At 67.2% G+C, this 24,577-nt stretch carries 19 protein-coding genes and 1 pseudogene; 12 read left to right on the forward strand and 8 right to left on the reverse strand.

The genetic code is table 11. From position 1 onward, the window contains the following. The first annotated feature begins 14 nt into the window (after positions 1–14). The 8 genes from ligA to paoC all read left to right on the forward strand — a co-directional run bounded on the left by ligA (position 15) and on the right by paoC (position 8,937). Positions 15–473, forward strand: coding sequence for a protocatechuate 4,5-dioxygenase subunit alpha (gene ligA, locus BMY53_RS20260; RefSeq protein WP_092948311.1), 459 nt, complete (start codon positions 15–17; stop codon positions 471–473). After that, a complete protein-coding gene (locus BMY53_RS20265; protein ID WP_092948312.1) occupies positions 473–1,345 on the forward strand; it encodes a class III extradiol dioxygenase subunit beta in 873 nt (290 codons plus the stop codon). Before ligA ends, BMY53_RS20265 begins: the two co-directional genes overlap by 1 nt. Before the next feature lie 71 nt (positions 1,346–1,416). After that, the gene (locus BMY53_RS20270) at positions 1,417–2,385 is read left to right on the forward strand and encodes a Gfo/Idh/MocA family oxidoreductase (protein WP_092948313.1); all 969 of its coding nucleotides are present in this window, start codon (positions 1,417–1,419) and stop codon (positions 2,383–2,385) included. Positions 2,386–2,498: 113 nt separating this feature from the next. Then, positions 2,499–4,649, forward strand: coding sequence for a sensor domain-containing diguanylate cyclase (locus BMY53_RS20275; RefSeq protein WP_092948314.1), 2,151 nt, complete (start codon positions 2,499–2,501; stop codon positions 4,647–4,649). Positions 4,650–4,726: 77 nt separating this feature from the next. After that, complete coding sequence (locus BMY53_RS20280; RefSeq protein ID WP_092948315.1) at positions 4,727–4,915, forward strand: DUF3606 domain-containing protein; 189 nt, start codon at positions 4,727–4,729, stop codon at positions 4,913–4,915. Positions 4,916–5,036: 121 nt separating this feature from the next. Then, complete coding sequence (paoA, locus tag BMY53_RS20285) at positions 5,037–5,765, forward strand: aldehyde dehydrogenase iron-sulfur subunit PaoA (protein WP_092948316.1); 729 nt, start codon at positions 5,037–5,039, stop codon at positions 5,763–5,765. After that, on the forward strand, positions 5,762–6,727 hold the full coding sequence (locus tag BMY53_RS20290) for an FAD binding domain-containing protein (RefSeq protein WP_092948317.1): 966 nt from the start codon (positions 5,762–5,764) through the stop codon (positions 6,725–6,727). Before paoA ends, BMY53_RS20290 begins: the two co-directional genes overlap by 4 nt. After that, a complete protein-coding gene (gene paoC / locus BMY53_RS20295) occupies positions 6,724–8,937 on the forward strand; it encodes an aldehyde oxidoreductase molybdenum-binding subunit PaoC (protein ID WP_092948318.1) in 2,214 nt (737 codons plus the stop codon). Before BMY53_RS20290 ends, paoC begins: the two co-directional genes overlap by 4 nt. A gap of 49 nt (positions 8,938–8,986) precedes the next feature. Here paoC and BMY53_RS20300 read toward each other — a convergent pair whose 3' ends face one another. Next, positions 8,987–11,275: a hybrid sensor histidine kinase/response regulator gene (locus BMY53_RS20300; protein ID WP_092948319.1), complete on the reverse strand. Its 2,289-nt coding sequence runs from the start codon at positions 11,273–11,275 to the stop codon at positions 8,987–8,989. Between the two features lie 485 nt (positions 11,276–11,760). Here BMY53_RS20300 and BMY53_RS20305 point away from each other — a divergent pair, with 485 nt between their 5' ends. Both BMY53_RS20305 and BMY53_RS20310 read left to right on the forward strand, forming a co-directional pair. Continuing rightward, on the forward strand, positions 11,761–12,453 hold the full coding sequence (locus BMY53_RS20305) for a heavy metal response regulator transcription factor (RefSeq protein ID WP_092948320.1): 693 nt from the start codon (positions 11,761–11,763) through the stop codon (positions 12,451–12,453). Positions 12,454–12,784: 331 nt separating this feature from the next. After that, a complete protein-coding gene (locus BMY53_RS20310) occupies positions 12,785–13,567 on the forward strand; it encodes a Crp/Fnr family transcriptional regulator (protein WP_092948403.1) in 783 nt (260 codons plus the stop codon). 248 nt (positions 13,568–13,815) lie between these two features. Here BMY53_RS20310 and pepA read toward each other — a convergent pair whose 3' ends face one another. Beyond that, positions 13,816–14,607 (reverse strand): flocculation-associated PEP-CTERM protein PepA, encoded by a 792-nt coding sequence (gene pepA / locus BMY53_RS20315; protein WP_092948321.1) that lies wholly within the window; start codon positions 14,605–14,607, stop codon positions 13,816–13,818. 317 nt (positions 14,608–14,924) lie between these two features. Between pepA and BMY53_RS20320 the strand changes: the two genes are divergently transcribed. Then, positions 14,925–15,209: a hypothetical protein gene (locus tag BMY53_RS20320; RefSeq protein WP_092948322.1), complete on the forward strand. Its 285-nt coding sequence runs from the start codon at positions 14,925–14,927 to the stop codon at positions 15,207–15,209. Between the two features lie 3 nt (positions 15,210–15,212). Here BMY53_RS20320 and BMY53_RS20325 read toward each other — a convergent pair whose 3' ends face one another. Further along, a complete protein-coding gene (locus BMY53_RS20325; RefSeq protein WP_177200981.1) occupies positions 15,213–15,692 on the reverse strand; it encodes a molybdenum cofactor biosynthesis protein MoaE in 480 nt (159 codons plus the stop codon). 157 nt (positions 15,693–15,849) lie between these two features. Between BMY53_RS20325 and BMY53_RS20330 the strand changes: the two genes are divergently transcribed. Further along, complete coding sequence (locus BMY53_RS20330) at positions 15,850–16,578, forward strand: type 1 glutamine amidotransferase (protein ID WP_143074166.1); 729 nt, start codon at positions 15,850–15,852, stop codon at positions 16,576–16,578. Between the two features lie 69 nt (positions 16,579–16,647). On the opposite strand, the gene kdpE is transcribed toward BMY53_RS20330, so the two are convergent. The 5 genes and pseudogenes from kdpE to kdpB all read right to left on the reverse strand — a co-directional run bounded on the left by kdpE (position 16,648) and on the right by kdpB (position 24,565). Beyond that, positions 16,648–17,346 carry a two-component system response regulator KdpE gene (gene kdpE / locus BMY53_RS20335; RefSeq protein ID WP_092948324.1) on the reverse strand — a complete coding sequence of 233 codons (699 nt, stop codon included), beginning with the start codon at positions 17,344–17,346 and terminating at the stop codon, positions 16,648–16,650. Between the two features lie 17 nt (positions 17,347–17,363). Next, positions 17,364–20,288 carry a DUF4118 domain-containing protein gene (locus BMY53_RS20340; RefSeq protein ID WP_092948325.1) on the reverse strand — a complete coding sequence of 975 codons (2,925 nt, stop codon included), beginning with the start codon at positions 20,286–20,288 and terminating at the stop codon, positions 17,364–17,366. A gap of 224 nt (positions 20,289–20,512) precedes the next feature. Beyond that, positions 20,513–21,388, reverse strand: coding sequence for a TorF family putative porin (locus BMY53_RS20345; protein ID WP_092948326.1), 876 nt, complete (start codon positions 21,386–21,388; stop codon positions 20,513–20,515). Between the two features lie 211 nt (positions 21,389–21,599). After that, a pseudogene (kdpC, locus tag BMY53_RS20350) lies at positions 21,600–22,154 on the reverse strand (potassium-transporting ATPase subunit KdpC); the annotation flags it as partial. 173 nt (positions 22,155–22,327) lie between these two features. After that, the gene (gene kdpB, locus BMY53_RS20355) at positions 22,328–24,565 is read right to left on the reverse strand and encodes a potassium-transporting ATPase subunit KdpB (protein ID WP_092948328.1); all 2,238 of its coding nucleotides are present in this window, start codon (positions 24,563–24,565) and stop codon (positions 22,328–22,330) included. Between the last annotated feature and the right edge of the window lie 12 nt (positions 24,566–24,577).

Below are 24,577 nucleotides of genomic sequence, written 5' to 3' on the forward strand. Positions count from 1 at the left end.
CCAAGGAGCCCGTCATGCCGCTCGACAAGCCCTACAGGAACATTCCGGGCACCACCATCTTCGACGCCGAGCAGTCCCGCAAGGGCTACTGGCTGAACCAGTTCTGCATGTCGCTGATGAAGGCGGACAACCGCGTCCGCTTCAAGGCCGACGAACGTGCCTACCTGGACGAATGGCCGATGACCGACGCACAGAAGGCCGCCGTGCTGGCGCGCGACCTCAACGAGTGCATCCGCCTGGGCGGGAACATCTATTTCCTGGCCAAGATTGGCGCCACGGACGGCCGCACCTACCAACAGATGGCTGCGGGTATGACCGGCATGACGGAAGCCGCTTATCGGGACATGATGCTGGCCGGGGGGCGCTCGCCCGACGGCCATCGCCATCGGGAGGAGCCCCCCCAGGACTCGACCCACCAGCAGGCCGGCGGCACGCGCAAAGACGTCCCCGGCGCCGACGGAGACAAACCCTGATGGCCCGTATCACCGCCTCGGTCTACACCTCGCATGTGCCGGCCATCGGCGTGGCGATGGACACCGGCAAGACCACCGACCCTTACTGGCAGCCCCTGTTCGCCGGCTACGAGTTCTCGCGCCAATGGATGCAGGCGCAGCGCCCGGACGTGGTCTTCCTGGTCTACAACGACCATGCCAATGCGTTCAGCCTGGACGTGATCCCCACCTTCGCCATCGGCACCGCCGAGAGCTACGAACCGGCCGACGAAGGCTGGGGCCCGCGCCCGGTGCCGCTGGTGCCCGGCCACGGCGAGCTGGCCGCCCACATCGCCCAGAGCGTGATCCAGCAGGACTTCGACCTCACGCTGATCAACCGCATGACCGTGGACCACGGCCTGACGGTGCCGCTGTCGCTGCTGTTCGGCGCGCAGGACCCGATCGAGGGCCGCTGGCCCTGCCCCGTCATCCCCTTTGCGGTGAACGTGGTGCAGTACCCGGTACCGTCGGGCCGCCGCTGCTTCCAGATCGGCCAGGCCATCCGCCGCGCGGTGGAGAGTTTTGACGCCCCCCTGAACGTGCAGATCTGGGGCACTGGCGGCATGAGCCATCAGTTGCAGGGCGCGCGCGCCGGGTTGATCAACCGGGCCTGGGACAACGCCTGGATGGACCGGCTGATCGCCGACCCCCGCAGCCTGGCCGAGATGCCGCATGTCGACTATGTGCGGGAGGCCGGCTCGGAAGGCATCGAGCTGGTGATGTGGCTCATCGCACGCGGCGCCATGGGCGACGTGGCGGGTGGGCCGCCGCCCCGCGTGGCGCACCGTTTCTATCACGTACCGGCGTCGAATACGGCGGTCGGCCACCTGATCCTGGAAGAGCCGCAGCCCTGACCACAGGGCGCGGCCGGCCCTGGCGTGCTTGCTTCGCCGGGAGCCTCCCCCATTCATCTCCGGAGCACCCGATGAGCAACACCTTGAAGATCGCGCTGGCCGGTGCTGGCGCCTTTGGCCAGAAGCACCTGGACGCGCTGAAGCTGATTCCCGATGTGGAGGTCGTCTCCCTGATCAGCCGCGACCTCGACAAGACCCGGGAAGTGGCGGCGAAGTACGGCATTGGCCATGCCAGCACCTCGCTGGAAGACGCGCTCGCCCTGCCCGAGGTGGATGCCGTCATCCTCTGCACCCCGACCCAGATGCATGCGGCCCAGGCGTTGGCCTGCCTGAAGGCCGGCAAGCATGTGCAGGTGGAGATTCCCCTGTGCGACGGGCTGGAGGCCGGCGAGGCGGTCGTGCGCCTGCAGCGCGAGACCGGCCTGGTGGCCATGGTGGGCCACACCCGCCGCTTCAACCCCAGCCACCAGTGGGTTCACCGCAAGATCAAGGCCGGCGAGTTCAACATCCAGCAGATGGATGTGCAGACCTATTTCCTGCGGCGCAGCAACACCAATGCCCTGGGCCAGGCGCGCAGCTGGACCGACCATCTGCTGTGGCACCACGCCGCGCACACGGTGGACCTGTTCGCTTACCAGTGCGGCAGCCCCATCGTGCAGGCCAACGCGCTGCAGGGCCCCATCCATCCCACGCTGGGCATCGCCATGGACATGAGCATCCAGCTCAAGGCGGCCAACGGCGCCATCTGTACGCTGTCCCTCTCCTTCAACAACGACGGCCCGCTGGGCACCTTCTTCCGCTACATCGGCGACAGCGGCACTTACATCGCCCGGTATGACGACCTCGTCAACGGCAAGGAGGAGAAGATCGACGTCAGCCAGGTGGATGTGTCGATGAACGGCATCGAGCTGCAGGACCGGGAATTCATTGCGGCCATCCGGGAGGGCCGTGAGCCCAACGCCAGCGTGGCACAAGTGTTGCCCTGCTACCAGGTGCTGCAGCGCCTGGAGGCGCAACTGCAGGCGGCGCCTCCCGCCTGAACCCCGGCGTCTCCAGGTTCGCGCAGGCGCCTGGCTCAAAGAGGACGGAATGCGTCGGCCACAAGCCAGCCACAATCCGGCTACGATCCTCCCGCCTTGGATGCCTGCGCCTCATGGACCGGTTGCTGACCACCCCTCCCCGATCTCTGCGAAAGCTCGCCATCTGGCTGGTGGTGACCAACATCATCGTCATCGGCGTGATCGTGGTCGCCACCACCCTGGCGCTGCGTGCCAGCCGCACGGCTGACCACACACGCGCCCGCGAGACCACCGAGAACCTCGCCAGCACCCTGGCCATCGATATCGGGGCCGAGCTCAAGCAGGTGGACAACGCGCTGGCCACCATCGCGCTGCACTACCGCCGCGCCAACCCCCAGGACCCGGCCTTCCGCCACGAGATCGAACGCGCCATTGCGGACCAGCGCAGCCTGCTGCCCCAGGTGGACGTCATCCGCGTGACCGATGCGCAGGGCCATGTGGTCTACGGCCTGGCGGCCGAGGAAGGTCACTTGCAGGTGGCGGACCGGGACTACTTCCAGCACGCCCGGAACAGCGCCGGGATGGTGATCTCCGAGCCGCTGTACGGCCGGCTGTTCCGCAAGTGGGGCGTGATTCTGGCGCGCCGGCTGGAGAACGAGCGGGGCGAATTCGCCGGGGTGGTCTACACCGACCTCTCCTCCCAGCATTTCGTCAGCAATTTCAGCCGGCTGGCCATCGGCACCGAGGGCGCCATCTCGTTGCGCACCCGGACGCTGCATCTGATTGCCCGCCACTCGGTGGCGGAGCCGGACAGCAACCGCGGCATCGGTGAAGTCATCGTGTCTGAAGACCTGCTGGCCAGCATGGCCAAGGACCCGAGCCGGGGCGCGTATTTCACGCGCACCCGCATCGACAACATCGAGCGCATCACCGCCTACCGGGCGGTGCGGGACTATCCATTGATCGTCCTGGCCGGTGCCGCCACGTCGGATTTCCTCTCGGCCTGGCGCGGGGAGGCGCAGCAGCAGGCGCTGCTGGCGGGCATCGTGATCTGCACCGTGCTGGCCTGCTCGGTGGTGGTCTACCGGCAGCAGCGGCGGGAACAGCGCGCGCGCGAGCAGATTGCCCGGCTGGCGCGTGAGCAGAGCCTCATGCTGGACAACGATCTGGTGGGCATGGCGCGGGTACGCCACCGGGTGGCCATCTGGAAGAACCGGGCGCTGGACAGCATCTTCGGTTTCAGCGGCGGGGAGATCGTCGGTCAGCCCTCGCGCTTCATTTATCTGGACGACGAATCCCACGAGAGCACGGGCCGCCTGGCAGCCGAGGCCTTCAGCCGCGGCCAGCGGTTCCGCACCCAGCTGCGCATGCGCCGCAAGGACGGCAGCCCGGTCTGGATCGACATGAGCGGCGCGCCGGTGTCGGCAGACGAATCCCTATGGATGATGATCGACATCAGCGCCCTCAAGGAAAGCGAGGCCATGGCCCATCACCTGGCGGTTCATGATGCGCTGACCGGCCTGCCCAACCGCGTGCGCTTCACCGAGCGGCTGGCGGGTGCACTGACGCAGCTGGATGAGCGCCATGGCTTGCTGGCCGTCTGTTACATCGACCTCGACGGCTTCAAGGCCGTCAATGACCGCTTCGGCCATGACGCGGGGGATGCCGTGCTGCGTGAGGTGGCCCAGCGCCTGCTGGCGGGCATCCGCAGCCAGGACGTGGTGGCCAGGCTGGGCGGCGATGAACTGGGGTTGCTGCTGGCCTCGTTGCGCCATGAACGGGAAGCTGTGCCAACGCTGCAACGCCTGTTGGCCGCCATCCATCACCCGGTGGTGCTGCCTGGCGGTGGCCAGGCGCAGGTGGGAGCCAGCATAGGCATCGCATTTGCCCCTCGTCACGGCCGCCAGGCGGATGGGCTGCTGCGCATGGCGGATGCGGCCATGTACCTGGCCAAACGCCAGGGCAAGCACCAGATCGTGGTGGCCAACGGCCTCGGCGCCCCGACGGCGACCTCCACCGAACCGGATATTCCTGGCATGAACGACATCTCCGAAGCTCCCTCGCCCCCCGCACCACCGGCCGCCCAGGCGGATCATGCGGACCATGCGGACCACGCAAGCCGTTCCGGCCATCCCGGCCATTCCGACCACGAGCCAGGCGTTGCGGGCACACCGGCACCGGTGCCCGACCATGCGTTCGAGGAGTCCGTGGCCGGAGAGGAAGACCCCGGCGCCAGCCTGGACGAGGACGCGAGCAAAATACCGCCACCCCGGAACCGGACCTAGTGAAGCCTGCACAACTCCCGCCGCCGCGAGGAGTGTTGCCGAGGTTCCCTGCCCACCAGCGACGCAAGGAGCACGTCATGCCTGACGACACCACCACCGCCGGCTCTCATGGTGCGGACCACCATCGGGTCAGCATCAATGAAGACTATGAGCTTCGTTACTGGGGCGAACGCTTCGGTGTTTCCAATGAACTGCTGAAACGGGCCGTCGATGAGGTCGGCACCAGTGCGCAGCGGGTGGAGCAGTGGCTGCAGGCGTACCGCTGAAGCGCGACCGAAGCAGCCTCACCAGGGGTGACGTACATCGTCCGTGGTGACCGAAGCGGTCTGGGAGCCGCGATTGCCCTCCTGGCCAGGATCCGAATCTGCCAGCCAGGAGTGCCCCAGCATGGATGCAGCGTCCCCCCACGATCTCGCGCCAGGCGTTTTGCCTGACGCCCCTCAGGACATCGGCACAGACGCCGTGCGCGATGTCCTCACCGGCCTCACCCGCCGCGACGTGATGATTGCCGGCGGTGCCTGTGCGGCCGGCACCAGCCTGGCGCTGGACGCCAGCGCCCAGGTCCCCTCCCCCCGTCCGCCCGCCTCGCAGGAGAAACTTGTGGCCACTTCCCAGGTGACGTTGACGGTCAACGGCCAGCCCCAAACGCTTGTGCTGGACAACCGCACCTCCCTGCTTGACGCCCTGCGTGAGCATTTGCGCCTGACCGGCACCAAAAAAGGCTGCGATCACGGCCAGTGCGGCGCTTGCACCGTGCTGCTGGATGGCCGGCGCATCAATTCATGCCTGACGTTGGCCGTCCTCCATGACGGCGCCTCGGTCACCACCATCGAGGGCCTGGGCACACCGGAGAAGCTGCATCCGCTGCAGGCGGCATTCATCAAGCATGACGGCTACCAATGCGGCTACTGCACGCCCGGGCAGATCTGTTCCGCCTCGGCCGTGCTGCAGGAGATCAAGGCCGGCGTGCCCAGCCATGTGACGGCCGACCTCAATGTCCGCCCCCTGCTCTCCGCTGAAGAACTGCGGGAACGCATGAGCGGCAACATCTGTCGCTGCGGGGCCTACTCCAACATCATCGACGCGATCACCGAGGTCGCCGGGAGGCCCGCATGAAGCCCTTCACCCTTGAACGGCCCGGCACCCCGGCCGAAGCCGCCGCCGCAGCGGCGCGCGAGCCCGGTGCGCGTTTCATCGCGGGCGGCACCAACCTGCTGGACCTGATGAAACTGCAGATCGAGACGCCCACGCATCTCATCGACGTCAATCGCCTGGCGCTGGATCGCATCGAGCCCACCCAGGAGGGTGGCCTGCGCATCGGCGCCCTGGTGCGCAATACCGACCTGGCGGCCGATGCCCGTGTGCGGCGCGACTACGCCGTGCTGTCCCGCGCGTTGCTGGCCGGTGCCTCCGGCCAGTTGCGCAACCGGGCCACCACCGCAGGCAACCTGCTGCAGCGCACCCGCTGCCCCTATTTCTACGACACCCATCAGCCCTGCAACAAGCGCCAGCCCGGCAGTGGCTGCGGGGCGCTGGATGGCCGCAGCCGCCAGCATGCGGTGGTCGGCGTGAGCAAGAGCTGCATCGCCACCCACCCCAGCGACATGGCGGTCGCCATGCGCGTGCTGGATGCCACGGTGGAAACCGTGCGGCCCGATGGCCAGACCCGGCGCATCCCCATCGTGGACTTCCACCGCCTGCCGGGCGACACGCCGCACGTGGAGACCACGCTGTCTGCGGGTGAGCTCATCACCGCCGTGACGCTGCCCCGCCCCGTGGCCGGCGCGCACATCTATCACAAGGTGCGGGACCGCGCGTCCTACGCGTTTGCGCTGGTGTCCGTGGCTGCCATCGTGCAGCCGGATGGCCAGGGCCGCATCGCCGTGGGCGGTGTTGCCCACAAGCCGTGGCGGGTAGAGGCCGCTGACGCCGCCGTACCGCAGGGTTCCCAAGCCATCGCCGCCCGGTTGCTGGCAGACGCCCACCCCACATCGGACAACGCCTTCAAGCTGCCGCTGGTGGAACGCACCATTGCCGCCGCGCTGGATCAGGCCAAGTCAACGAGGACACGCGCATGAAGTTCGATACGCCCGCCACCCAGAACCCGATCGACCAGCTGCGTGTCATCGGCCGACCCACCGACCGCATTGACGGCCCGCGCAAGACGACGGGCACCGCCCCCTACGCCTACGAGCGGCATGACGTCGCCCCCAACCCGACCTATGGGGTCGTGGTGGGGGCCGGCATCGCCAAGGGCAGCATCGCCGCCATGGACGTGAAGGCGGCCGAAGCGGCGCCCGGCGTGCTGGCCGTGGTGACCGCCCGCAATGCCGGCAAGCTGGGCCAGGGCAAGTTCAACACCGCCAAGCTGCTTGCCGGCCCGCAGGTGCAGCACTATCACCAGGCTGTGGCGCTGGTGGTGGCCGAAACCTTTGAGCAGGCCCGGGCCGCTGCCGAACTGGTGAAGATTGAATACAAGGCCGAACCCGGCGCCTTCAGCCTGGCCAAGGCCCGGGCCGGCGCCAAACCGCCCAAGGCGGACGATGGCCCCGGGGGCACGCCACCGGAGAGCCGGATCGGTGACTTTGAAGGCGCCTATGCCAAGGCAGCGGTAAAGATCGATCACACCTACACCACGCCGGACCAGTCCCACGCCATGATGGAGCCCCATGCCACCACGGCACTGTGGGAAGGCGACCGGCTGACGGTGTGGACCGCCAACCAGATGATCGACTGGGGCCGGGGTGATCTCGCCAAGACGCTCAACCTGCCCAAGGAAAAGGTGCGGCTGATCTCGCCCTTCATCGGCGGTGGATTTGGCGGCAAGCTCTTCCTGCGGGCGGACGTGGTGCTGGCGGCCCTGGGCGCGAAGGTCGTGGGGCGGCCGGTGAAGGTGGCCCTGCAGCGCCCGCTCATCATGAACAACACCACGCACCGGCCCGCCACGGTGCAACGCATCCGTATCGGCACGGAGCGCGATGGCCGAATCACGGCCATTGCCCACGAAAGCTGGTCGGGCGACCTGCCCGGCGGCTCGCCAGAAACGGCGGTGGCGCAGACCCGCCTGCTCTACGCCGGCGCGAACCGTTTCACCGCGATGAAACTGGCCGTGCTGGACCTGCCCGAAGGCAATGCGATGCGGGCCCCCGGCGAAGCTCCGGGCTTGATGGCGCTGGAAATCGCGATCGATGAAATGGCTGAACAGGCCGGCATTGACCCGGTCGAGTTCCGCGCGGTCAACGACACGCAGGTGGACCCCGAGAAACCGGAGCGCCCGTACTCGCAGCGGCGCCTGGTGGAGTGCCTGCGCACCGGCGCGGACCGGTTCGGCTGGAAGCAACGCACCGCCCCGGGTCAGCGCCGTGAGGGGCGATGGCTGGTGGGCATGGGCGTGGCGGCCGCCTTCCGCAACAACCTGGTGATGAAATCCGCCGCCCGTGTACGGCTGGACGCGCGCGGCGTCGTGACCGTGGAAACGGACATGACCGACATTGGCACCGGCACCTACACCATCATTGCGCAGACCGCCGCCGAGATGATGGGCGTGGGGCTGGACAAGGTGGTGGTGCGCCTGGGGGATTCCAACCTGCCGGTCTCTGCAGGCTCGGGTGGCCAATGGGGCGGCAACAGCTCCACCGCCGGTGTGTATGCCGCTTGCCTGCAGCTGCGCGAACTGGTGGCGCGCAAGCAGGGCATGGATCCGCTCAAGGCCGTGTTCGCCGATGGCGCCGTGCGCGAGGGCGGCAAGTCGGCGACGCTGGCGGACGCGGCTGGCCGCGACGGGTTGGTGGCCGAAGACAAGATGGAATACGGCGACCTGGACAAGAAGTATCAGCAGTCCACCTTTGGTGGCCACTTCGTGGAGGTAGGCGTGGATGCCTACACCGGCGAGATCCGCGTGCGCCGCATGCTGGCGGTGTGTGCCGCCGGTCGCATCCTCAATCCGAAGGCGGCGCAAAGCCAGGTGATCGGCGCCATGACCATGGGCGTGGGCGCCGCGCTGATGGAAGAGCTGCAGGTGGACGAAAAACGAGGCTTCTTCGTCAACCACGACCTGGCGGGCTATGAAGTGCCCGTGCATGCGGATATTCCGCACCAGGAGGTGATCTTCCTGGACGAGACGGACCCGATCTCATCGCCGATGAAGGCCAAGGGTGTCGGGGAGCTGGGCATCTGCGGCGTGGCTGCTGCGGTGGCCAATGCGATCTACAACGCCACAGGGGTACGGGTGCGGGACTATCCCATCACGCTGGACAAGCTGCTGGCCAAGTTGCCGCGGGTGGCCTGACACCGACGGCGAAGAGAAGCTTCATCGCGGCGGCGGACCGGGCAGTGGCTCAGTCCGCCGCTTGTGCATCCGGCTTCGACCGTAGCGCGGCACGCGCCAGGTCCATGGCCTCGGCCAGATGGGCGGCCACCTGGTCCGTGTCGTAGGGCTTGGCCACCAGCCGCACATCCGGCGCTTCTTCGATGCGCACGGCATGACCGCTGGCCAGCACCACGGGCAGTGTCGGCTTGAGCACCTTGAGGGTACGCACCAGGTCCACGCCGCTGCGGGTGCCGGGCATCACGATGTCCGACAGCACCACGTCCGCCTGGGTGCCGCCGCGCAGCAGATCCAGCGCATGGTCGGCGGTGGGCGCGGTGATGACCCGGAACCCCAGGTCCTCCAGCGCCTGGGCCGTGAGCTCACGCACCGAGGCATCATCTTCCACCAGCAACACGGTGCCCTGATAACGGCGGCTGCTGAACGGGACATCGGTGGACGGACTGGCGGCACGGCCCAGCGAACGCGGCAGCCACAACGCCACTTCGGTGCCCAGGCCGATCTTGCTGTTGATGGTGGTGCTGCCACCCGCGCCACGGGCCAGCGCATAGACCTGGGCCAGGCCCAGGCCAGTGCCCTGCCCCACCGCCTTGGTGGTGAAGAAGGGTTCAAAGGCGTGCTGCATCTGTTCCTGCGTCATGCCGTCGCCATCGTCGATGACGGCGATGCTGACGTAGTCACCGGCCAGCAGGTCCGGGATTTCGTCGGCAGCGACGACGCGGTTGGTGGCATGGACGGCCAGCCGGCCGCGGCCATGCATGGCGTCGCGGGCATTGAGCGCCAGATTGAGAATGGCGAGTTCGAGCTGGACCGGGTCGGTGCGCACCGCCCAGAGGGCCTCGTCCGTGGCCACGGTGGTTTCAATGGCACTGCCCACGGCGCCCCGCACCAGTTCGATCAGCTCGGGCAGTTGCTGGCGCAGGTCGATGACGGTTTCGTGACCCACCTGCTGGCGGCCAAACGCCAGCAGCTGGCGGGTGAGCTGAGCCGCCTTGGTGGTGGCGCGCTGGCACGCGGCCAGGGCGTTGTTGGCTCGGGCGTCCGTGCTGAGGCGGCGCGCGAGCTGCAGGCCGGTGGTCATGGTCTGCAGCAGATTGTTGAAGTCGTGAGCAATGCCACCCGTGAGGCGGCCGAGGGCTTCGAGTTTCTGACTACGCAGCGCGGCCTCCTGCGCCGTGCGGGTCTGGGCCACGGCGGCCTCGATTTCATCGCGCAGACGGCGGTCGTGCCCACTGCGTTCTTCGCTGGCCGCCACCAGGGCCTGCTGGACGATGTCCACTTCCTCCAGGCCGCTGGCCGAGGCAGAGATGCCACCGCCGCCACCAAGCAGGAGCGCGTCATCACGCAAGCGCTGCAAGGGCCGGACGATGGAGCCACCGATGCGCCGGGCCACCAGGATGGCCACCACAATGAAAATCAGCGACACACACAAGGTGAGGCCGAAAGCGGCCCAGGCAGACTGGCCCAGTTGGGAGCGGCTAAGGCCGATGAGAACGACCCAGCCGGAGTCCGGCGCGCGCGCGAAGACGGTGACGACCGGCACGCCGTCCAGGGTGCGGGCGTCGACGATGCCGCGGTCAGCACGCTCGATGGCGCCCAGCATGTTGGTGCTGGCACGTTGGCCGGCGCGCTGTTCCGGATCAAGGGTGCGGGCAGCGACATAACCCCGGCTGTCGAGGACCACACCGAGCCAACCTTCAGGCAAAGGCTGCTGGCGAAAGATCTGCTGCAATTCCGACACAGGGCTGCCAAATCCCAGGTTCATCGTCTCACCATTGACGGTGACAGGCACCCGCACAGCGAAGCTGAGACGTTTGTCGGTGGCCCCTAGATAGATGTCGGAAACGGTGAGCGCACGTTCCTTGGGGGGGTCCTTGGGGGGCGGATGGAGGAACGCCGGCGTGAGGGACAAGGCCTGGCCCCAAGGGACACGGGTGTTGAGCACCTGCTGGCCGTCCGGGCGACTGAGCACAATGGTGTTGACCGAGCCCGCCACCAGGCGCGCAGCCTCCCAGTAGAACTGGTCGAGCCGGCCCTCGCGCAGGCTGGGCGAGACACTGAGCGCCTGGAGCAAGGCAGTACGCACCGCCATCTCCCGGTCGGTGACCAGGCTGAGCGCCTCAGCCGTCTCCATCGCCGCATTGATGGCGGCTCGGCGCTCGGTGTGGAAGACGGCAACGCCCGCCATCACGGAGAGCAAGACCGTGGGCAACACCATCAGCCAGACCATGGCCTTCAACTTTCCGCTGATGGAGCTGGGGCTCAGAGGGCGGGAGGCTGCAGGGGCGCGGAGGGGCATGGGGGGATTTTAGAGGTGGGGGGGGTGCGGGTTGTGCGGTGGGAGGGGGTGGGCTAACGCGTATACGGGGGCTTTGCTGCCCTGTTGGGGTCTTTCTCTAAGGCTTGTTTCGTACTGCGCAGGAAAGCGAGGACCACGCTGCGCTTTTTAGACCGAGTTCTGGCACGAGTTCCGGTAGTCCGCTCGCCTTGTGCCGGTCATCATCCATATCCATGGCGCGTTCATATCCGCTGTCCGCCCATGTGTTTTGTTGAGGCGGGTCGCTGGTTTGCTCAGTGTCTGAAATGGAGGTGGTCGGGAATGGCGAGGTATTCCTCCATCAAGACAAGGGCTGCAACGAAGAGCAACTATCGTCAGCCATCGATACCTGGACATACAAGTGCCCGGGCGCAGTTCCACCCTTCCACTACCCGGGCGACTCGGGGTCGATATTGGCCGCGAGAAGAAATGCGGAGCTTCCTTAAGTTTGTGGAGAATCGAGCGCGATGAAACTGCTGCTGGTCGAGGACGAAGCCAAGCTGGCGGAATACCTGCGACATGGATTGACGCAGGAGGGGTTCATCGTGGATGTCGCACTGGATGGGCTGGATGGGCTGCATCAGGCCTGTGAGGGGCAGTACGACTTGATGGTGCTGGACGGCATGCTTCCCGGGCTCGATGGCCTGGCCGTGCTGGCGGCCCTGAGACAGCAGAAGCAGACCCAGGCATTGCCCGTGCTGATGCTCACCGCCCGGGGCGACGTGGAAGACCGCGTGAAAGGACTGCAGTCCGGCGCGGACGATTACCTGGTGAAGCCGTTTGCGTTTTCAGAGCTGGTGGCCCGGCTGCACGTGCTGATGCGCCGCAGCCAGGGAACACATTCGCCAGACACCACCGTGCTGAAGCTGGGGGACCTGGAACTGGACCTGCTGCGACGCAAGGCACAACGCGCCGGGCAACGCCTGGAACTCACCGCCAAGGAATTCAGCCTTCTCACCCTGCTGCTGCGCCGCCAAGGCGAAGTGCTGTCCCGTACTGAATTGGCCGAACAGGTCTGGGACATGAATTTCGATAGCGAGACCAATGTCGTGGAAGTCGCCGTGCGACGACTGAGAACGAAGCTGGATGTCCCCTTCGAGCTGCCCATGATTCATACCGTCCGAGGCATGGGCTACGTATTGGAACTACGGCAGAACTGACGGCCAAGATCCATCCCCCTGGAGGGGGTTTTTGCTATTGCCATGAAATTGCAATCAGTTGCACGCAGGGTGTCCGGGTTGCGTGACACTGGACACGTTGATTTGCGTTGAATGCACTCCGTAGGTGCCATATCGACAGTCACTACCAAAGAAGGCACGCACCTTGCCTTCACCCGGCCACGGCGACAGCAATAGCAACAGCGGTGGCACGCAACTCCCGGCCCGTTCAACTTTTCGGAAGTTGAGCATCGATGAAATGTCTGGGTTTCCCAGGTGGGCACGCAGCTTGCCACTGCTCTACGTTGGAACCCGCTGGAGCGAATTCATGGTCATGTCCTTAGCAACAACTTCTGCCAATGCGCCGCGCGGCAATCACCTACTGGGTCAATGGCCCCAGGAGGAGCTGGCTCGCGTGCTGCCCCATCTTGAGGCAGTGGAGTTGCTCAAGGGCCGTGTGCTGTTTGAAGCCGGAACGCCCTCCCCCCACGTGTTCTTCCCCGCCACGTCCATCGTGTCGCTGATCTACACGACACACTCGGGCGCCTCCTCGCAGGTCGCCATGGTGGGCCCGGAAGGCCTGGTGGGGATCTCTGGATTGATGGGCGGCGAGTCGCCCGCATCACGCGCAGTCGTGCAACGTGCCGGCCTGGCCTATCGCCTGCGCCTGAATACGCTGCGGGAAGAATTCCAGCGCGGTGGCTTGGTAACGCATTCACTGCTGCGCTATATGCAATCGCTGATCACACAGATGGCCCAGGCCGCCGTGTGCAACCGCCATCACGCATTGGAACGCCAACTGTGCCGTTGGCTGCTGCAATGCCTGGACCGCCAACACGGCCACAGCGAGCTCTCTGTCACACAGGAGCTGATCGCCAACATGCTGGGGGTGCGAAGGGAAGGCGTGACCGAGGGGGCACAACGCCTCCAGGCCGCCGGCCTGATCCGCTACACACGAGGTCATATCGCAGTATTGGACCGGCCGGGGCTGGAAGCCCGGGCTTGCGAGTGCTATAGCCTGCTGAAGTTGGACTTTCAACGATTGCTTCCCCAAGCCGTGACTGAAACTCACGCGACCACCTCTGCCGCCTTCGCGCCAGTTGCTGTCCAGGCCTGAGACGGAATCGCTCCGTCACTCCACAGGTCACACCAACAAACCCATTCACTTCAGAACATCTGCGCGGCAATAAAGCGGCCGATGCGTGAGCATCGTCCGTCTTTTTCCGGTTGCCGCGCCTGTCCGCATCCGATCAGCACATCACGTGCCCCTCAGATGCCGACTGGCTGACCAATGACCCCGCGGTAGCAGCGCCATCAGCCATCACGGATTCCCAGGGCGTTGACCCCGGGATCCGCGTCTCTACATCACTTCTCGCCGCGACGACGACGACGGGCCACAAAGCCCACAGCCGCCAGACCGCTGATCAGCATCGCGTAGCTGGCCGGTTCCGGCACAGGGGAAGCGAAGTTGATCGAACCACCACCTTGACTGATCACAAAGCCGGTCGGGGTGACCGTGACTTGCGAGGTCGTGTTGGAGAACGAGGTCAGACCCAGCGCGTAGGTGGGGCTGGAGAAGCCGCTCACCAGCCAGTCAATGTTCAGACCAGCATTGGCAGAAGGGTTGAAGGTGGTGCCATTGCCCGAAGGAATGGTGGCCACAGTGCCCCATTGCAGCGAACCGGATGCCAGAGCCACTTCACCAGCAGCGGATTCCGTCCACGCGCCACCGCTGTAGGCGTAGGTGGCGGTGCCGTTGTAACCGTACAGGGTGTAGTTCAGCGAGGTCAGCGTGCCGGAGGTGATCACCGAGCCGGGGTCGCCAGCGCTGATCGTGCCAGCACCGCTGAACTTGATGTACAGACCGTAGTCGCTGTTCAGGCCTTCCGGCAGCACAGCGTTGCCGCCCAGCTGGGCAGCGCTGATCGCCAGGTAACCTTCTTCCGTGAAGGTCGTGGCGCTGGTGAAGTTGATCGTCGAGTAGTTCGAGATCAGCAGATTGTCAGCCGTGAAGGCCGAACCGTTCAAACCTGCGAGGGACGGATCCCAGGTGAACGAGGGTAGTGCCGAAGCACTGGCGCTAGCGGCAGCCAGGGCGAGAGCCAGCAAGGTACGCTGGAACGCCGGAGACTTCCGGGAGAGCAAAGGCAGAGTCATGGTGGTTGCTCCGATATAAAAGATGTCCGCACCTCGCGGACACAAAGCATTTCGCCACCGTGAGAAATTCACGTCTGTGCGCCAAACCGCACTGAATGCGGCAGGTCCCCTGGTTGTCACAGGAAGCGGTGACTACACCCCCCGTCAAATCTATGGTTGACCCCGCATTCACGGGGGAACCGATTTGCGTCCTAACAACGCCATCCGAAATGGCCTTGTGCTGCGAATTAGTCCTGCCTTCCGCCAGTTTTCCATGTCATGAAACTTGGTGGGCGGCCGACAATCATTTTGTTGCTATTTCGCCCAGCGCCACGGTCATGAGCAAATCTTCTTCAACCTCTGCCGCCCTGTCTTCCACCGCCATTTGCGGCGTCGCCGGCCTGATGCTGGGTCAGGTCGTGCTGGCCTTGTCCATCCACCACGGCCGCAGCGTGGAGGGCCTGGGCTTTGCGCTGGTGTTCCTGCTGGCCGGCGCCGGCGCCGTGGCCTGCTTCCTCGGCCACCGTCATCAGCAAAACCGTCCGAAGGACGAACCGGCGCCCCTGCGCATCTGGATCGCCACCCTCGCAGTGGGCGTGATGCTGTCGATGTGGTGGGCCTAGGACCTACCCGTTACCGGTGGCCTGGATGCCCCACCGCGCCAGCGCTTCATCGTCGGTCACCCGGGCGTCCACCCATCGGGCGCCCTGCGGCCCATGCTCCTTCTTCCAGAACGGGGCCTGGGTCTTGAGATAGTCCATCAGGAATTCGCAGGCCTGAAAGGCCTCGCCCCGGTGCCGGGAGCTGACCAGCACCAGCACGATCTGCGCGCGGGCCGCCAGCGGCCCGACCCGGTGGATCACACGGGCGGCGCGGATGTCGAAACGGCTGAAGGCTTCTTCCACCATGGCTTCAATGGCGGCCTCCGTCATGCCCGGGTAGTGTTCCAGCTCCATCAGGCGGACCGGCGTGCCGTCTGCGGCGTCCCGGACGGTGCCCACAAAGCTCACCACCGCGCCCACGCCGCCATCGTCGGCACGCAGGGCCAGCGTCTCGGCGCTGAGGTCGAAATCTTCAGTCTGGATACTTACGCGGGGCATCGGCATGCGGCGGATTTTCGCACTGCACCGGGCCCCGTCCGACCCGCCCACGCTGCCTTGACAGCTTCTTGATGGCTGCGGGCCCGGTCTTGCCACCATTTGCACAGGCCCGGCCCTACGCTGAGCGCATCGTCACCACCGCGTCCTTCCCGACGCTCGATGCATGAGACCCGTGTTGATCCTCCAGCACGAACCCGCCCAGGGCCCCGGCTACCTGCTGCAATGCCTGCACGACCACGGCCTGCCGGTCGAGTTGCTGCGGCCCGACCTGGGCGACCGCCCACCCGCGTATGCCGGAGACTTCAGTGGCCTGGTGCTGCTGGGCAGCGACCACTCCGTCCATGACAAGCTGGTCTGGATCCGCCGCGAACGCCTGCTGCTGGCGGACGCCCTGCGCCTGAACCGCCCGGTGCTAGGCCATTGCTTCGGCGCCCAGCAACTCGCGCAGGCCCTGGGCGCCCCCGTGACGCGCAACCCGCGTCCGGACATCGGCTGGCGAGATCTGTGGGTCACCCCGGCCGCCCGCCATCTGTTCGATGGCCAGGAACGGCTGCTCAGCTTCAACTGGCACTACGACAGCTTCCAGATGCCGCCCGGCGCCACGCGTACGCTGTTTGGCCTGCACGGCCTCAACAAGGGCTTCGCCCTGGGGCCGCACCTGGGCCTGCAAAGCCACCTGGAGGTGACCGAGAAGGGGCTGCGCGAATGGTGCGCCCACGGCCGCGCCGAACTGGCGAATGGCCACGGCCCGACCGTGCAGACGGAACAGGAGATCCTGGCCGAGCTGCCGGAACGGCTGGCCCGCTTGCGCCGCGCCGCCGGGGTGCTGTATCACCACTGGATCGGACACCTGGACAGGTCGCCGGTGTTTGGCCGGCTGAGAGCCGCTTGACGGCTGCTTGACGGCCGCTTGAGGGCCGCTTGAGGGCCGCCTGACGCTCCTGCCTTCCTGCTCCCGCTGTCAGCCCTGCATCAGCCGGTAGCCCACCGCCGTCTCGGTGAGCAAGTGCCGGGGGCTGGCCGGTTCGGCCTCCAGCTTCTGGCGCAGGTTGCCCATGTAGACCCGCAGGTAGTGGTTCTGCTCCACATGGGCCGGCCCCCACACCGCCTTGAGCAGTTGCCGATGCGTGAGCACCTTGCCGGCGTTGGCGATCAGGTGGCTCAGGAGCCGGTATTCGATCGGAGTGAGGTGGACGTCCTCGCCCGCCCGGCGCACCCGTCGGGCGGACTGGTCCACCTCCACGTCCCCGAACCGGAACACGGGATCCTGCTGCTCGCTGGCCCGCGCCTGGCTGCGGCGCAGGGCCACGCGCACCCGCGCCAGCAACTCACCCACGCCAAAGGGTTTGGATAGGTAGTCGTCCGCCCCGCCGTCCAGCGCGGCGATCTTGTCCTCCTCGGCGCCTCGCGCCGACAGGACGATGACCGGCACGGCGGACCAGCCCCGCAAGTCGCGCAGGAAGTCCAGGCCGTCACCATCCGGAAGGCCGAGGTCCAGCACCACCAGGTCGGGCCGGCGCGTGCCTGCATCGATCAGGCCCTGGCGCAAGGTGGCGGCGTCGTGCACCTGCCAGCCCTCACCTTCCAGTGCCAGGCGGACAAATCGCCGGATGTTGGGCTCGTCCTCGACAATCAACGCCACCGGTTGCGGCTCACTCACTGCGCACTCTCCTCACCTCATCTCCCCGCGCCGGGCGCGGCACCGGTGGATTCGTCTTCATCAAAGCTGGGCAGCACCGGCGGCGTGCCCAGCGGCACCGCCAAGCTGAACCGGGCGCCGCCCGATGGCGCCGCCTTTCCGGCCTGACCGGCCTGACCAGCTTGTCCGCCCTGGCCGTCCTGCCCCGCACGCTCCACCCGCTCCGCCCAGATGCGGCCTCCATGGGCCTGCATGATGGCACGGCCGATGGCCAGACCCAGGCCCACACCGGGCAAGTGCGATTCGCTCTGGCCCCGGGTGAACTTCTCGAACAGGGCCTCTTCACGCCCCGCCGGCAGCCCGGGCCCGTTGTCCTCCACCGACACCAGCAGTTCGTCCTGCCGGGTGCGCGCCACCACCCGTACCTCACTGCCGGGCGGGGTGTACTTGGCGGCGTTCTCCAGCAGGTTGGCCAGCACACGTTCCAGCAGCGCCGCGTCCACCTCCACCAGCGGCAGGCTGGCCGGCACATCCAGAATCACCCGGTGACGGGCCAGTGCAGACCCCATCAGCTGCAGGCTGCTGCCCACCACCTCATCAATCGGCTGCCACTGTCGGTTCAGCTTCAGCGCCCCGCTCTGCAGCCGCGCCATGTCCAGCAGGTTGTGCACCATGGCGTTGATGCGCAGGGACTGCTGCTGGATGGCGCGGGCGGCCTCTACCGCATCCAGGGTTTCCAGCTTTTCCAGCTTTTGCGGTTGTTCCAACGCGCTCGGCTTTTCCAGCGTGTTCGGCTTTTCCAGCGTGTTCGGCTTTTCCGGCGCCTCTCCTGCCGTCCCCTGGCGCTGCGCGGCCCGCTCCAGCGAGCCCGCCAGGGTCTCCGCCAGCCCCTGCAAGGCGGCCAGCGGCGTGCGCAGGTCGTGCGAGAGCGCCGACAGCAGCGAATTGCGCAGCCGCTCGGATTCAATCTGCAGCAGCGCCTGCTGTGCCACCGCCACGTAATGCACCCGCTCCAGCGCCTGGCCGGTGATGCGACCAGCGGTATCCAGCTGCGCCCGCCGCTCGGGCAGCCACAAGGTGCGCGCATCCCCCGGCTTCAGCGCCAGCACGCCACGGCTGCGCATGGGCGCGCGCAGCGGCAGATAGAACCAGGCGCTGCCCGGCAGGGTGTCGGTGCCCTGCCCGGCCGGCTGCTCATGGTCCAGGGCCCAACGTGCGGTGCCGGGGTCCGGCGCCTCGGCGCCGGGCAACAGGGGCTGGGCGGGCGACGCCTGAAGATGATCGTCATCGTCCAGCACATAGACCAGGGCACGTCCGCCGAACTGCTGGGCAAGTTGCTGTTCGGCCGTGGCCACCACCTGCTCCACCTGCAAGGCGCCCGCCAGCTCGCGCGTCAGCTCAAAGAGCCCGCGTGCGCGCGCCTCCCGGTCCGCCGAAACCCGCGCTTCATAACGCAGGCCAGCGGTCAACTGGCCCGTAACCAGCCCGACCACCAGCATCACCCCGAAGGTGATCAGGTATTGCACATCGCTCACCGCAAAGCTCAGCCTTGGCGCGATGAAGAAGAAATCGAAGAAGGCCACGCTGAGGAAGCTGGCCAGCACGGCCGGGCCACGCCCCAGCCGCAGGGCCACCCCCACCACGCCCAGCAGAAACAGCATGACGATGTTGTCGCTGGCCACCAGGTGGCTCAGGGGCCCGCACACCAGCGCCAACGCGCTGCAGGCCAGCGTGGCCCAGAGATAACGCGCCGGGTCGTTGAAGCGCGGCGCCGCTTCCTCCGCAGACGTGCGCTGCGTGGGCGAGGCGCCCACCTGCAGCAGGTCCAGCTCGGGCGCGGCCGTGCGCAGCCAGGTGGCCAGGTCGCGCTGGCCGCGCCACCAGGCGGGCGAAGCACCACGGCCCATCACCAGCTTGGAGAGGTTGTGCGCCCGCGCATAGTCACGCAGGGCCGTGGCCGGCTCCTGGCCCGCCAGCACCGCCGTGCTGGCGCCCAGGTCCTGCGCCAGCCGGACGACCCGCAGCACCCGCTCGCGGTGGGCGTCCGGGAGGCGGTGCAGGCGGGGCGTCTCCACATATACCGCGTGCCAGCTCACCGCCAGTTGCTGCGCCAGCTGGGCCGCACTGCGCACGACGCTTTCCGCCTCGTCGCCCGGACCGATGGCGCAGAGGACGGCGGATTCGGTCTTCCAGACCTGCGCAATGCGTTCATTGCTGCGCCAGGCCTGCACATCGTTCTCGACCCGGTCGGCCGTGCGGCGCAGCGCCAGCTCCCGCAGGGCCATGAGGTTGCCCTTGCGGAAGAAGTGCTGGCCGGCGCGTTCCGCCTGAGCGCCCTGGTAGACCTTGCCGGCCTTGAGCCGCGTCAGCAGTTCATCGGCCGGCGTGTCCACCAGCACGACTTCGTCCGCACGGTCGAAGAAGGTGTCAGGCAGGGTCTCCTGCACCCGCACGCCGGTGATGCCGCCCACCACATCGTTCAGGCTCTCCAGGTGCTGGACGTTGACCGTGGTGTAGACGCTGATGCCGTTGGCCAGCAGCTCCTCCACATCTTGCCAGCGCTTGGGATGCCGGGAGCCGGCAACGTTGCTGTGCGCCAGCTCGTCCACCAGGATCAGCGCCCCCGGCTGGCCCTTGAGCTGCGCCAGCGCGCCGTCCAGATCGAACTCAGGCAGGCTGCGGCCCCGGTAGGCCACCTGCCGCAGCGGCAATTGCGGCAGGCGCGGCAGACTGTCCACCAGGGCCGTGGTGTCGGCCCGCCCGTGCGTCTCCACCACGCCCACCACGGGTGCATGGCCCTGCGCCTGCAACTGGCGGGCCGCCTGCAGCATGGCGTAGGTCTTGCCAACGCCCGCCGAGGCACCAAAGTAAATGCGCAGCCGGCCACGGGTGTCAGCCTGGGCCTGCTCACGCAGTTGCGCAAGCAGCGCATCGGGGTCGGGGCGGTCGTCGTCGACGGTCATCGGGGCATTGTCACCTTGGGAAAGCTCTGAATAACTCCCGCGAGCCGAGGTGGCCCTGATTCGGGATGGGGCGCAAGGCGCAAACCGCAGCTCTAGCGGGCGCTATGGCGAAGATTTGCAACGCTGCGGACCGCCCGAAGCGGGGTCCGATCGGCCGCGAGGAGTAATGCGGAGCTTCCCTGGCGGCGGATGGGGCTGATTTTGGAGGGCCAGGAGCCCCGTGGTCAGAAGGACTTGCTCACGCCCACCACCACACCTGTGTTGCCAAGACGCTTCGGCCGCAGGCCACCCGCATCCCCGGCCTGGTACAGCGCCTTCTCGGCATCCGTGCCCACCAGGGAGGCGCTCAGCGTCAGGCCCAGGCTCTCCACCGGCTTGCTCAGCGACAGTTTCCAGTCCGTGTAGGACAGATCTCCATAGTGACGGACCCACAGGTGCCCCACATGGGCCGTGGCGGCATACCCCTGGCCGAGGTCAAAGCCGTAGTTCAGGTCCAGGTAGGCACTGCCCTTGGAGCTGCCGGCCGGGGTCAGCGCGCTGAAGTAGGCGTAGCTGGCAGTGGTGCTGTTCAGGCCGAAATAGTCAGTGGTGGCAACGGAGAGCTTGGCGGAGAAGCTGCCGGCTGTCACGGCGGCATAGACGTCGACGTTGTCGTATTTCTCGCCGCTGGGCACGCCGGGCGCGCTGTTGAGCCGGGCGCCGGGGTACAGGTAGGCCAGCGCGCCGACGTCCAGCGTCACGCCCTCCACCACCGCCGTCTTGAAACCGCCATACAGGTCCAGCTCGAGACCCGCACCGTTGTTGTAGCTGTTGCCGGAGACATTGGAGCCCCAGGCGCCGAGGTACCAGCCGCTGGCGTGGGCATAGTCGAAGCCCCCCTGCACGGCCGGACGCTTCCAGGTCTGGCTGATGCCGCGGAAGCGGTAGTCGCTGACGAGGCCGATGTTGGCCACAACCGGTCCGGGTGCGGGTGCGGATGCGGGCGTGGCGGCGGATGTGTCGCCCGGGGCCGGCGGCGGGGAGGCCTCACCCTCGGCACGCGCAGCGGCGTGCAGCAGGCAGGAAGACATCAGGAACAGGGTCAGGAGACGAGTTTTCATAGGACAGGACTGGGCACCGCCTGAGGCGGTGCAATGAATGAAAGCTTGGAGTGGCGCCGCACGGCGCCGTGGGTGAGCTGGCTCAGGGCGCAGAAGCAGCAGCCGCAGGTTCTGTTCCTGCAGGCGCTGTTGCTGCAGGTCCTGTTCCTGCGGGCGCTGTTGCTGCTGGCACTGTTGCTGCGGCAGGCACGGCGACCTTCTGACCGGGTTCGCGGTCGAGCGCCAGGTTGAGCAACAGCACGTTCACGCGGGGCTCGCCCAGCACGGCCAGGTCCCGGGCCTCAGTGTGCGTCTGGATGAGACGTTGCACCGCCTCCAGCGACAGGCCACGCTCACGCGCCACCCGGCCAGCCTGGTAACGGGCGGCCGCCATGCTGATGTGCGGGTCCAGCCCGCTGGCCGAAGCGCTGACCAGGTCCACCGGTACCGGTGCGGTATTGCCGGGGTCCGCCGCACGCAGCGCGTCGATGCGGCCCTTCACCGCGTCCACCAGCGCCGTGTTGGTCGGCCCCTGGTTGGAGCCGCTGGAATTGGCGGCGTTGTTGGCCATCGGCCCGGTGGCCGACGGACGGCCCCAGAAATAACGCGGCGCACTGAAGTTCTGGCCGATCAGCGCGGAGCCGACCAGGTGGCCGTTCTGCTCGACCAGGCTGCCCGCCGCCTGCTGCGGGAACAGCAGCTTCGCCAGGCCGGTCACGGCCGCCGGGTACAGCAGGCCCGTGACGGCGCTGAGCAGCACAAAGCCCACCAGGGCCGGGCGCAGCATCCGCAGCAGCGAATGATCGTTGGAGGAGGCGCTCGCAGCGCCAGCAGTTGCCGCGGGCGCCAAGGCTGCTGGGGCGGCCGTCGTTGTCTGGGTTGCTGCGGTTGCTGCGGCCACCGAGGCCGACGTTTGCAGGGAGTTCGTTTGCATGATGGGGTTTCCTTGATGCCCGGCGCTCAGACGAGATGCAGTGCCACCAGCAGCAGGTCGATGACCTTGATGCCGATGAAGGGCACGATCAGGCCGCCCAGGCCATAGATCCAGAGGTTGCGGCGCAGCAGTGCAGCGGCACCGATGGGGCGGTAGGCCACGCCCTTGAGCGCCAGCGGGATCAGCGCCACGATGATCAGCGCATTGAAGATCACAGCCGACAGGATGGCCGAGGCCGGGCTGTGCAGCTGCATGACGTTGAGCGCCGCCAGTTGCGGATAGGCCCCGAGGAACATCGCCGGGATGATGGCGAAGTACTTGGCCACGTCGTTGGCGATGGAGAAGGTGGTCAGCGATCCGCGGGTCATCAGCAACTGCTTGCCGGTCTCCACGATCTCCAGCAGCTTGGTGGGGTTGGAGTCCAGGTCCACCATGTTGCCGGCCTCCTTGGCGGCCTGCGTGCCGCTGGCCATGGCCACGGCCACATCGGCTTGCGCCAGCGCCGGGGCGTCATTGGTGCCGTCGCCGGTCATGGCCACCAGGCGGCCTTCAGCCTGGTAGTCACGGATCAGCTGCAGCTTGGCCTCGGGCGTGGCTTCTGCCAGGAAGTCATCCACACCGGCCTCGGCGGCAATCGCGGCGGCCGTCAGGCGATTGTCGCCAGTGATCATCACCGTCTTGATGCCCATGCGGCGCAGCTGCGCGAAGCGCTCCTTGATGCCGCCCTTGACGATGTCCTTGAGTTCCACCACCCCCAGGACACGGGGCTGGCCCGCTTCCAGGTCGGCCACCACCAGCGGCGTGCTGCCACGGCGCGCCACCTCGTCCGCCACCGTGCTCACCTGGGCCGGCATCTGCCCGCCATGGCTCTCGACAAACCGGCGGATGGCGTCCACCGCCCCCTTGCGCAGCTGGCGGTGCGGGGCTTCGGGCTGGCCAAAGTCCACGCCGCTCATGCGCGTCTGGGCGGTGAACGGCACGAAGTGGGCCTGCAGGCTGGACAGCTCACGCTCACGCAGGTTGAAACGCTGCTTGGCGAGCACCACGATGCTGCGGCCTTCCGGGGTTTCGTCCGCCAGGGACGCCAGCTGGGCGGCATCGGCCAGGCCCTGTTCGCCAATCCCGGGCGCCGGCATGAAAGCGCTGGCCTGACGGTTGCCCAGGGTGATGGTGCCGGTCTTGTCCAGCATCAGCACGTCCACGTCGCCCGCAGCTTCCACCGCGCGGCCCGAGGTGGCCACGACGTTGGCCTGCATCAGGCGGCTCATGCCGGCCACGCCGATGGCCGACAGCAGGCCGCCGATGGTGGTGGGAATCAGGCAGACCAGCAGCGCCACCAGTGCGGTGATGGACACCACCGTGCCGGCACCCGCGGACGTCACGCTGTAGAGCGAGAACGGCAACAGCGTCACCGTCACCACCAGGAACACCAGTGTGAGGGCCACCAGCAGGATGGTGAGCGCAATCTCGTTGGGGGTCTTCTGGCGCTTGGCGCCTTCCACCATGGCGATCATGCGGTCCAGGAAGGCTTCGCCCGGGTTGACGGCGATACGCACCACCACCCAGTCCGACAGCACCCGGGTGCCGCCCGTGACGGCGGAGAAATCCCCACCGGACTCGCGGATGACGGGTGCGGATTCCCCGGTGATGGCGCTTTCGTCCACCGAGGCCACGCCTTCGATCACCTCGCCGTCCAACGGCACCAGGTCGCCGGCTTCCACCAGCACCACATGGCCCTTGCGCAGCTCTTCCGAGCTGACCGGGTGCCAGGACGACCCGTGGCGGGGCTGATCCAGCTTCTTGGCCCAGGTCTTGGCCTTGAGGCCGCGCAACGAGGCGGCTTGCGCCTTGGAGCGGCCTTCAGCCAGCGCTTCGGCGAAGTTGGCAAACAGCACGGTGAACCACAGCCACAGCGCGATGCCCAGCATGAAGCCCGGGCCTTCGGCACCGGCGAGCGCCGGGTTGCCGAAGCTCGCCAGCCACAGGCCTGTGGTCAGCACGCTGCCCGCGTAGACCACGAACATGACCGGGTTGCGCAGCTGCACAGCCGGCGCCAGCTTGGCGAAGGACTGCCGCAGGGCGGGCTTGACCAGCGCGGGGTCCCAGAGGCTGCTGTCCTTGCGGGGACGGGGTTCGCGCGGGGCCGGCGAACCGTGGGACGGGCCGGCGGCATGGCCAGGGGGGGCGGCATGGCTGCCGCCGAGGATATCGGTGCGTGCATTCGCCGGCACCGCGGTGGGGATGGTCTTGAGTTGTGTTGTCATGACAGGCTCCGG

Source organism: Roseateles sp. YR242 (assembly GCF_900109745.1).
GTDB lineage: Bacteria > Pseudomonadota > Gammaproteobacteria > Burkholderiales > Burkholderiaceae_C > Roseateles.

Bases quoted from the DNA above. Each gene is read 5' to 3' on its own strand.
- BMY53_RS20275 (WP_092948314.1), top strand. From the start codon at position 2,499: ATGGACCGGTTGCTGACCACCCCTCCCCGATCTCTGCGAAAGCTCGCC.
- BMY53_RS20320 (WP_092948322.1), top strand. From the start codon at position 14,925: ATGAGCAAATCTTCTTCAACCTCTGCCGCCCTGTCTTCCACCGCCATT.
- paoC (WP_092948318.1), top strand. From the start codon at position 6,724: ATGAAGTTCGATACGCCCGCCACCCAGAACCCGATCGACCAGCTGCGT.
- BMY53_RS20345 (WP_092948326.1), bottom strand. From the start codon at position 21,388: ATGAAAACTCGTCTCCTGACCCTGTTCCTGATGTCTTCCTGCCTGCTG.
- pepA (WP_092948321.1), bottom strand. From the start codon at position 14,607: ATGACTCTGCCTTTGCTCTCCCGGAAGTCTCCGGCGTTCCAGCGTACC.
- kdpB (WP_092948328.1), bottom strand. From the start codon at position 24,565: ATGACAACACAACTCAAGACCATCCCCACCGCGGTGCCGGCGAATGCA.
- BMY53_RS20330 (WP_143074166.1), top strand. From the start codon at position 15,850: ATGAGACCCGTGTTGATCCTCCAGCACGAACCCGCCCAGGGCCCCGGC.
- BMY53_RS20310 (WP_092948403.1), top strand. From the start codon at position 12,785: ATGTCCTTAGCAACAACTTCTGCCAATGCGCCGCGCGGCAATCACCTA.
- BMY53_RS20290 (WP_092948317.1), top strand. From the start codon at position 5,762: ATGAAGCCCTTCACCCTTGAACGGCCCGGCACCCCGGCCGAAGCCGCC.
- BMY53_RS20325 (WP_177200981.1), bottom strand. From the start codon at position 15,692: ATGCCGATGCCCCGCGTAAGTATCCAGACTGAAGATTTCGACCTCAGC.
- BMY53_RS20305 (WP_092948320.1), top strand. From the start codon at position 11,761: ATGAAACTGCTGCTGGTCGAGGACGAAGCCAAGCTGGCGGAATACCTG.
- BMY53_RS20265 (WP_092948312.1), top strand. From the start codon at position 473: ATGGCCCGTATCACCGCCTCGGTCTACACCTCGCATGTGCCGGCCATC.
- BMY53_RS20270 (WP_092948313.1), top strand. From the start codon at position 1,417: ATGAGCAACACCTTGAAGATCGCGCTGGCCGGTGCTGGCGCCTTTGGC.
- BMY53_RS20340 (WP_092948325.1), bottom strand. From the start codon at position 20,288: ATGACCGTCGACGACGACCGCCCCGACCCCGATGCGCTGCTTGCGCAA.
- BMY53_RS20280 (WP_092948315.1), top strand. From the start codon at position 4,727: ATGCCTGACGACACCACCACCGCCGGCTCTCATGGTGCGGACCACCAT.
- BMY53_RS20300 (WP_092948319.1), bottom strand. From the start codon at position 11,275: ATGCCCCTCCGCGCCCCTGCAGCCTCCCGCCCTCTGAGCCCCAGCTCC.
- paoA (WP_092948316.1), top strand. From the start codon at position 5,037: ATGGATGCAGCGTCCCCCCACGATCTCGCGCCAGGCGTTTTGCCTGAC.
- ligA (WP_092948311.1), top strand. From the start codon at position 15: ATGCCGCTCGACAAGCCCTACAGGAACATTCCGGGCACCACCATCTTC.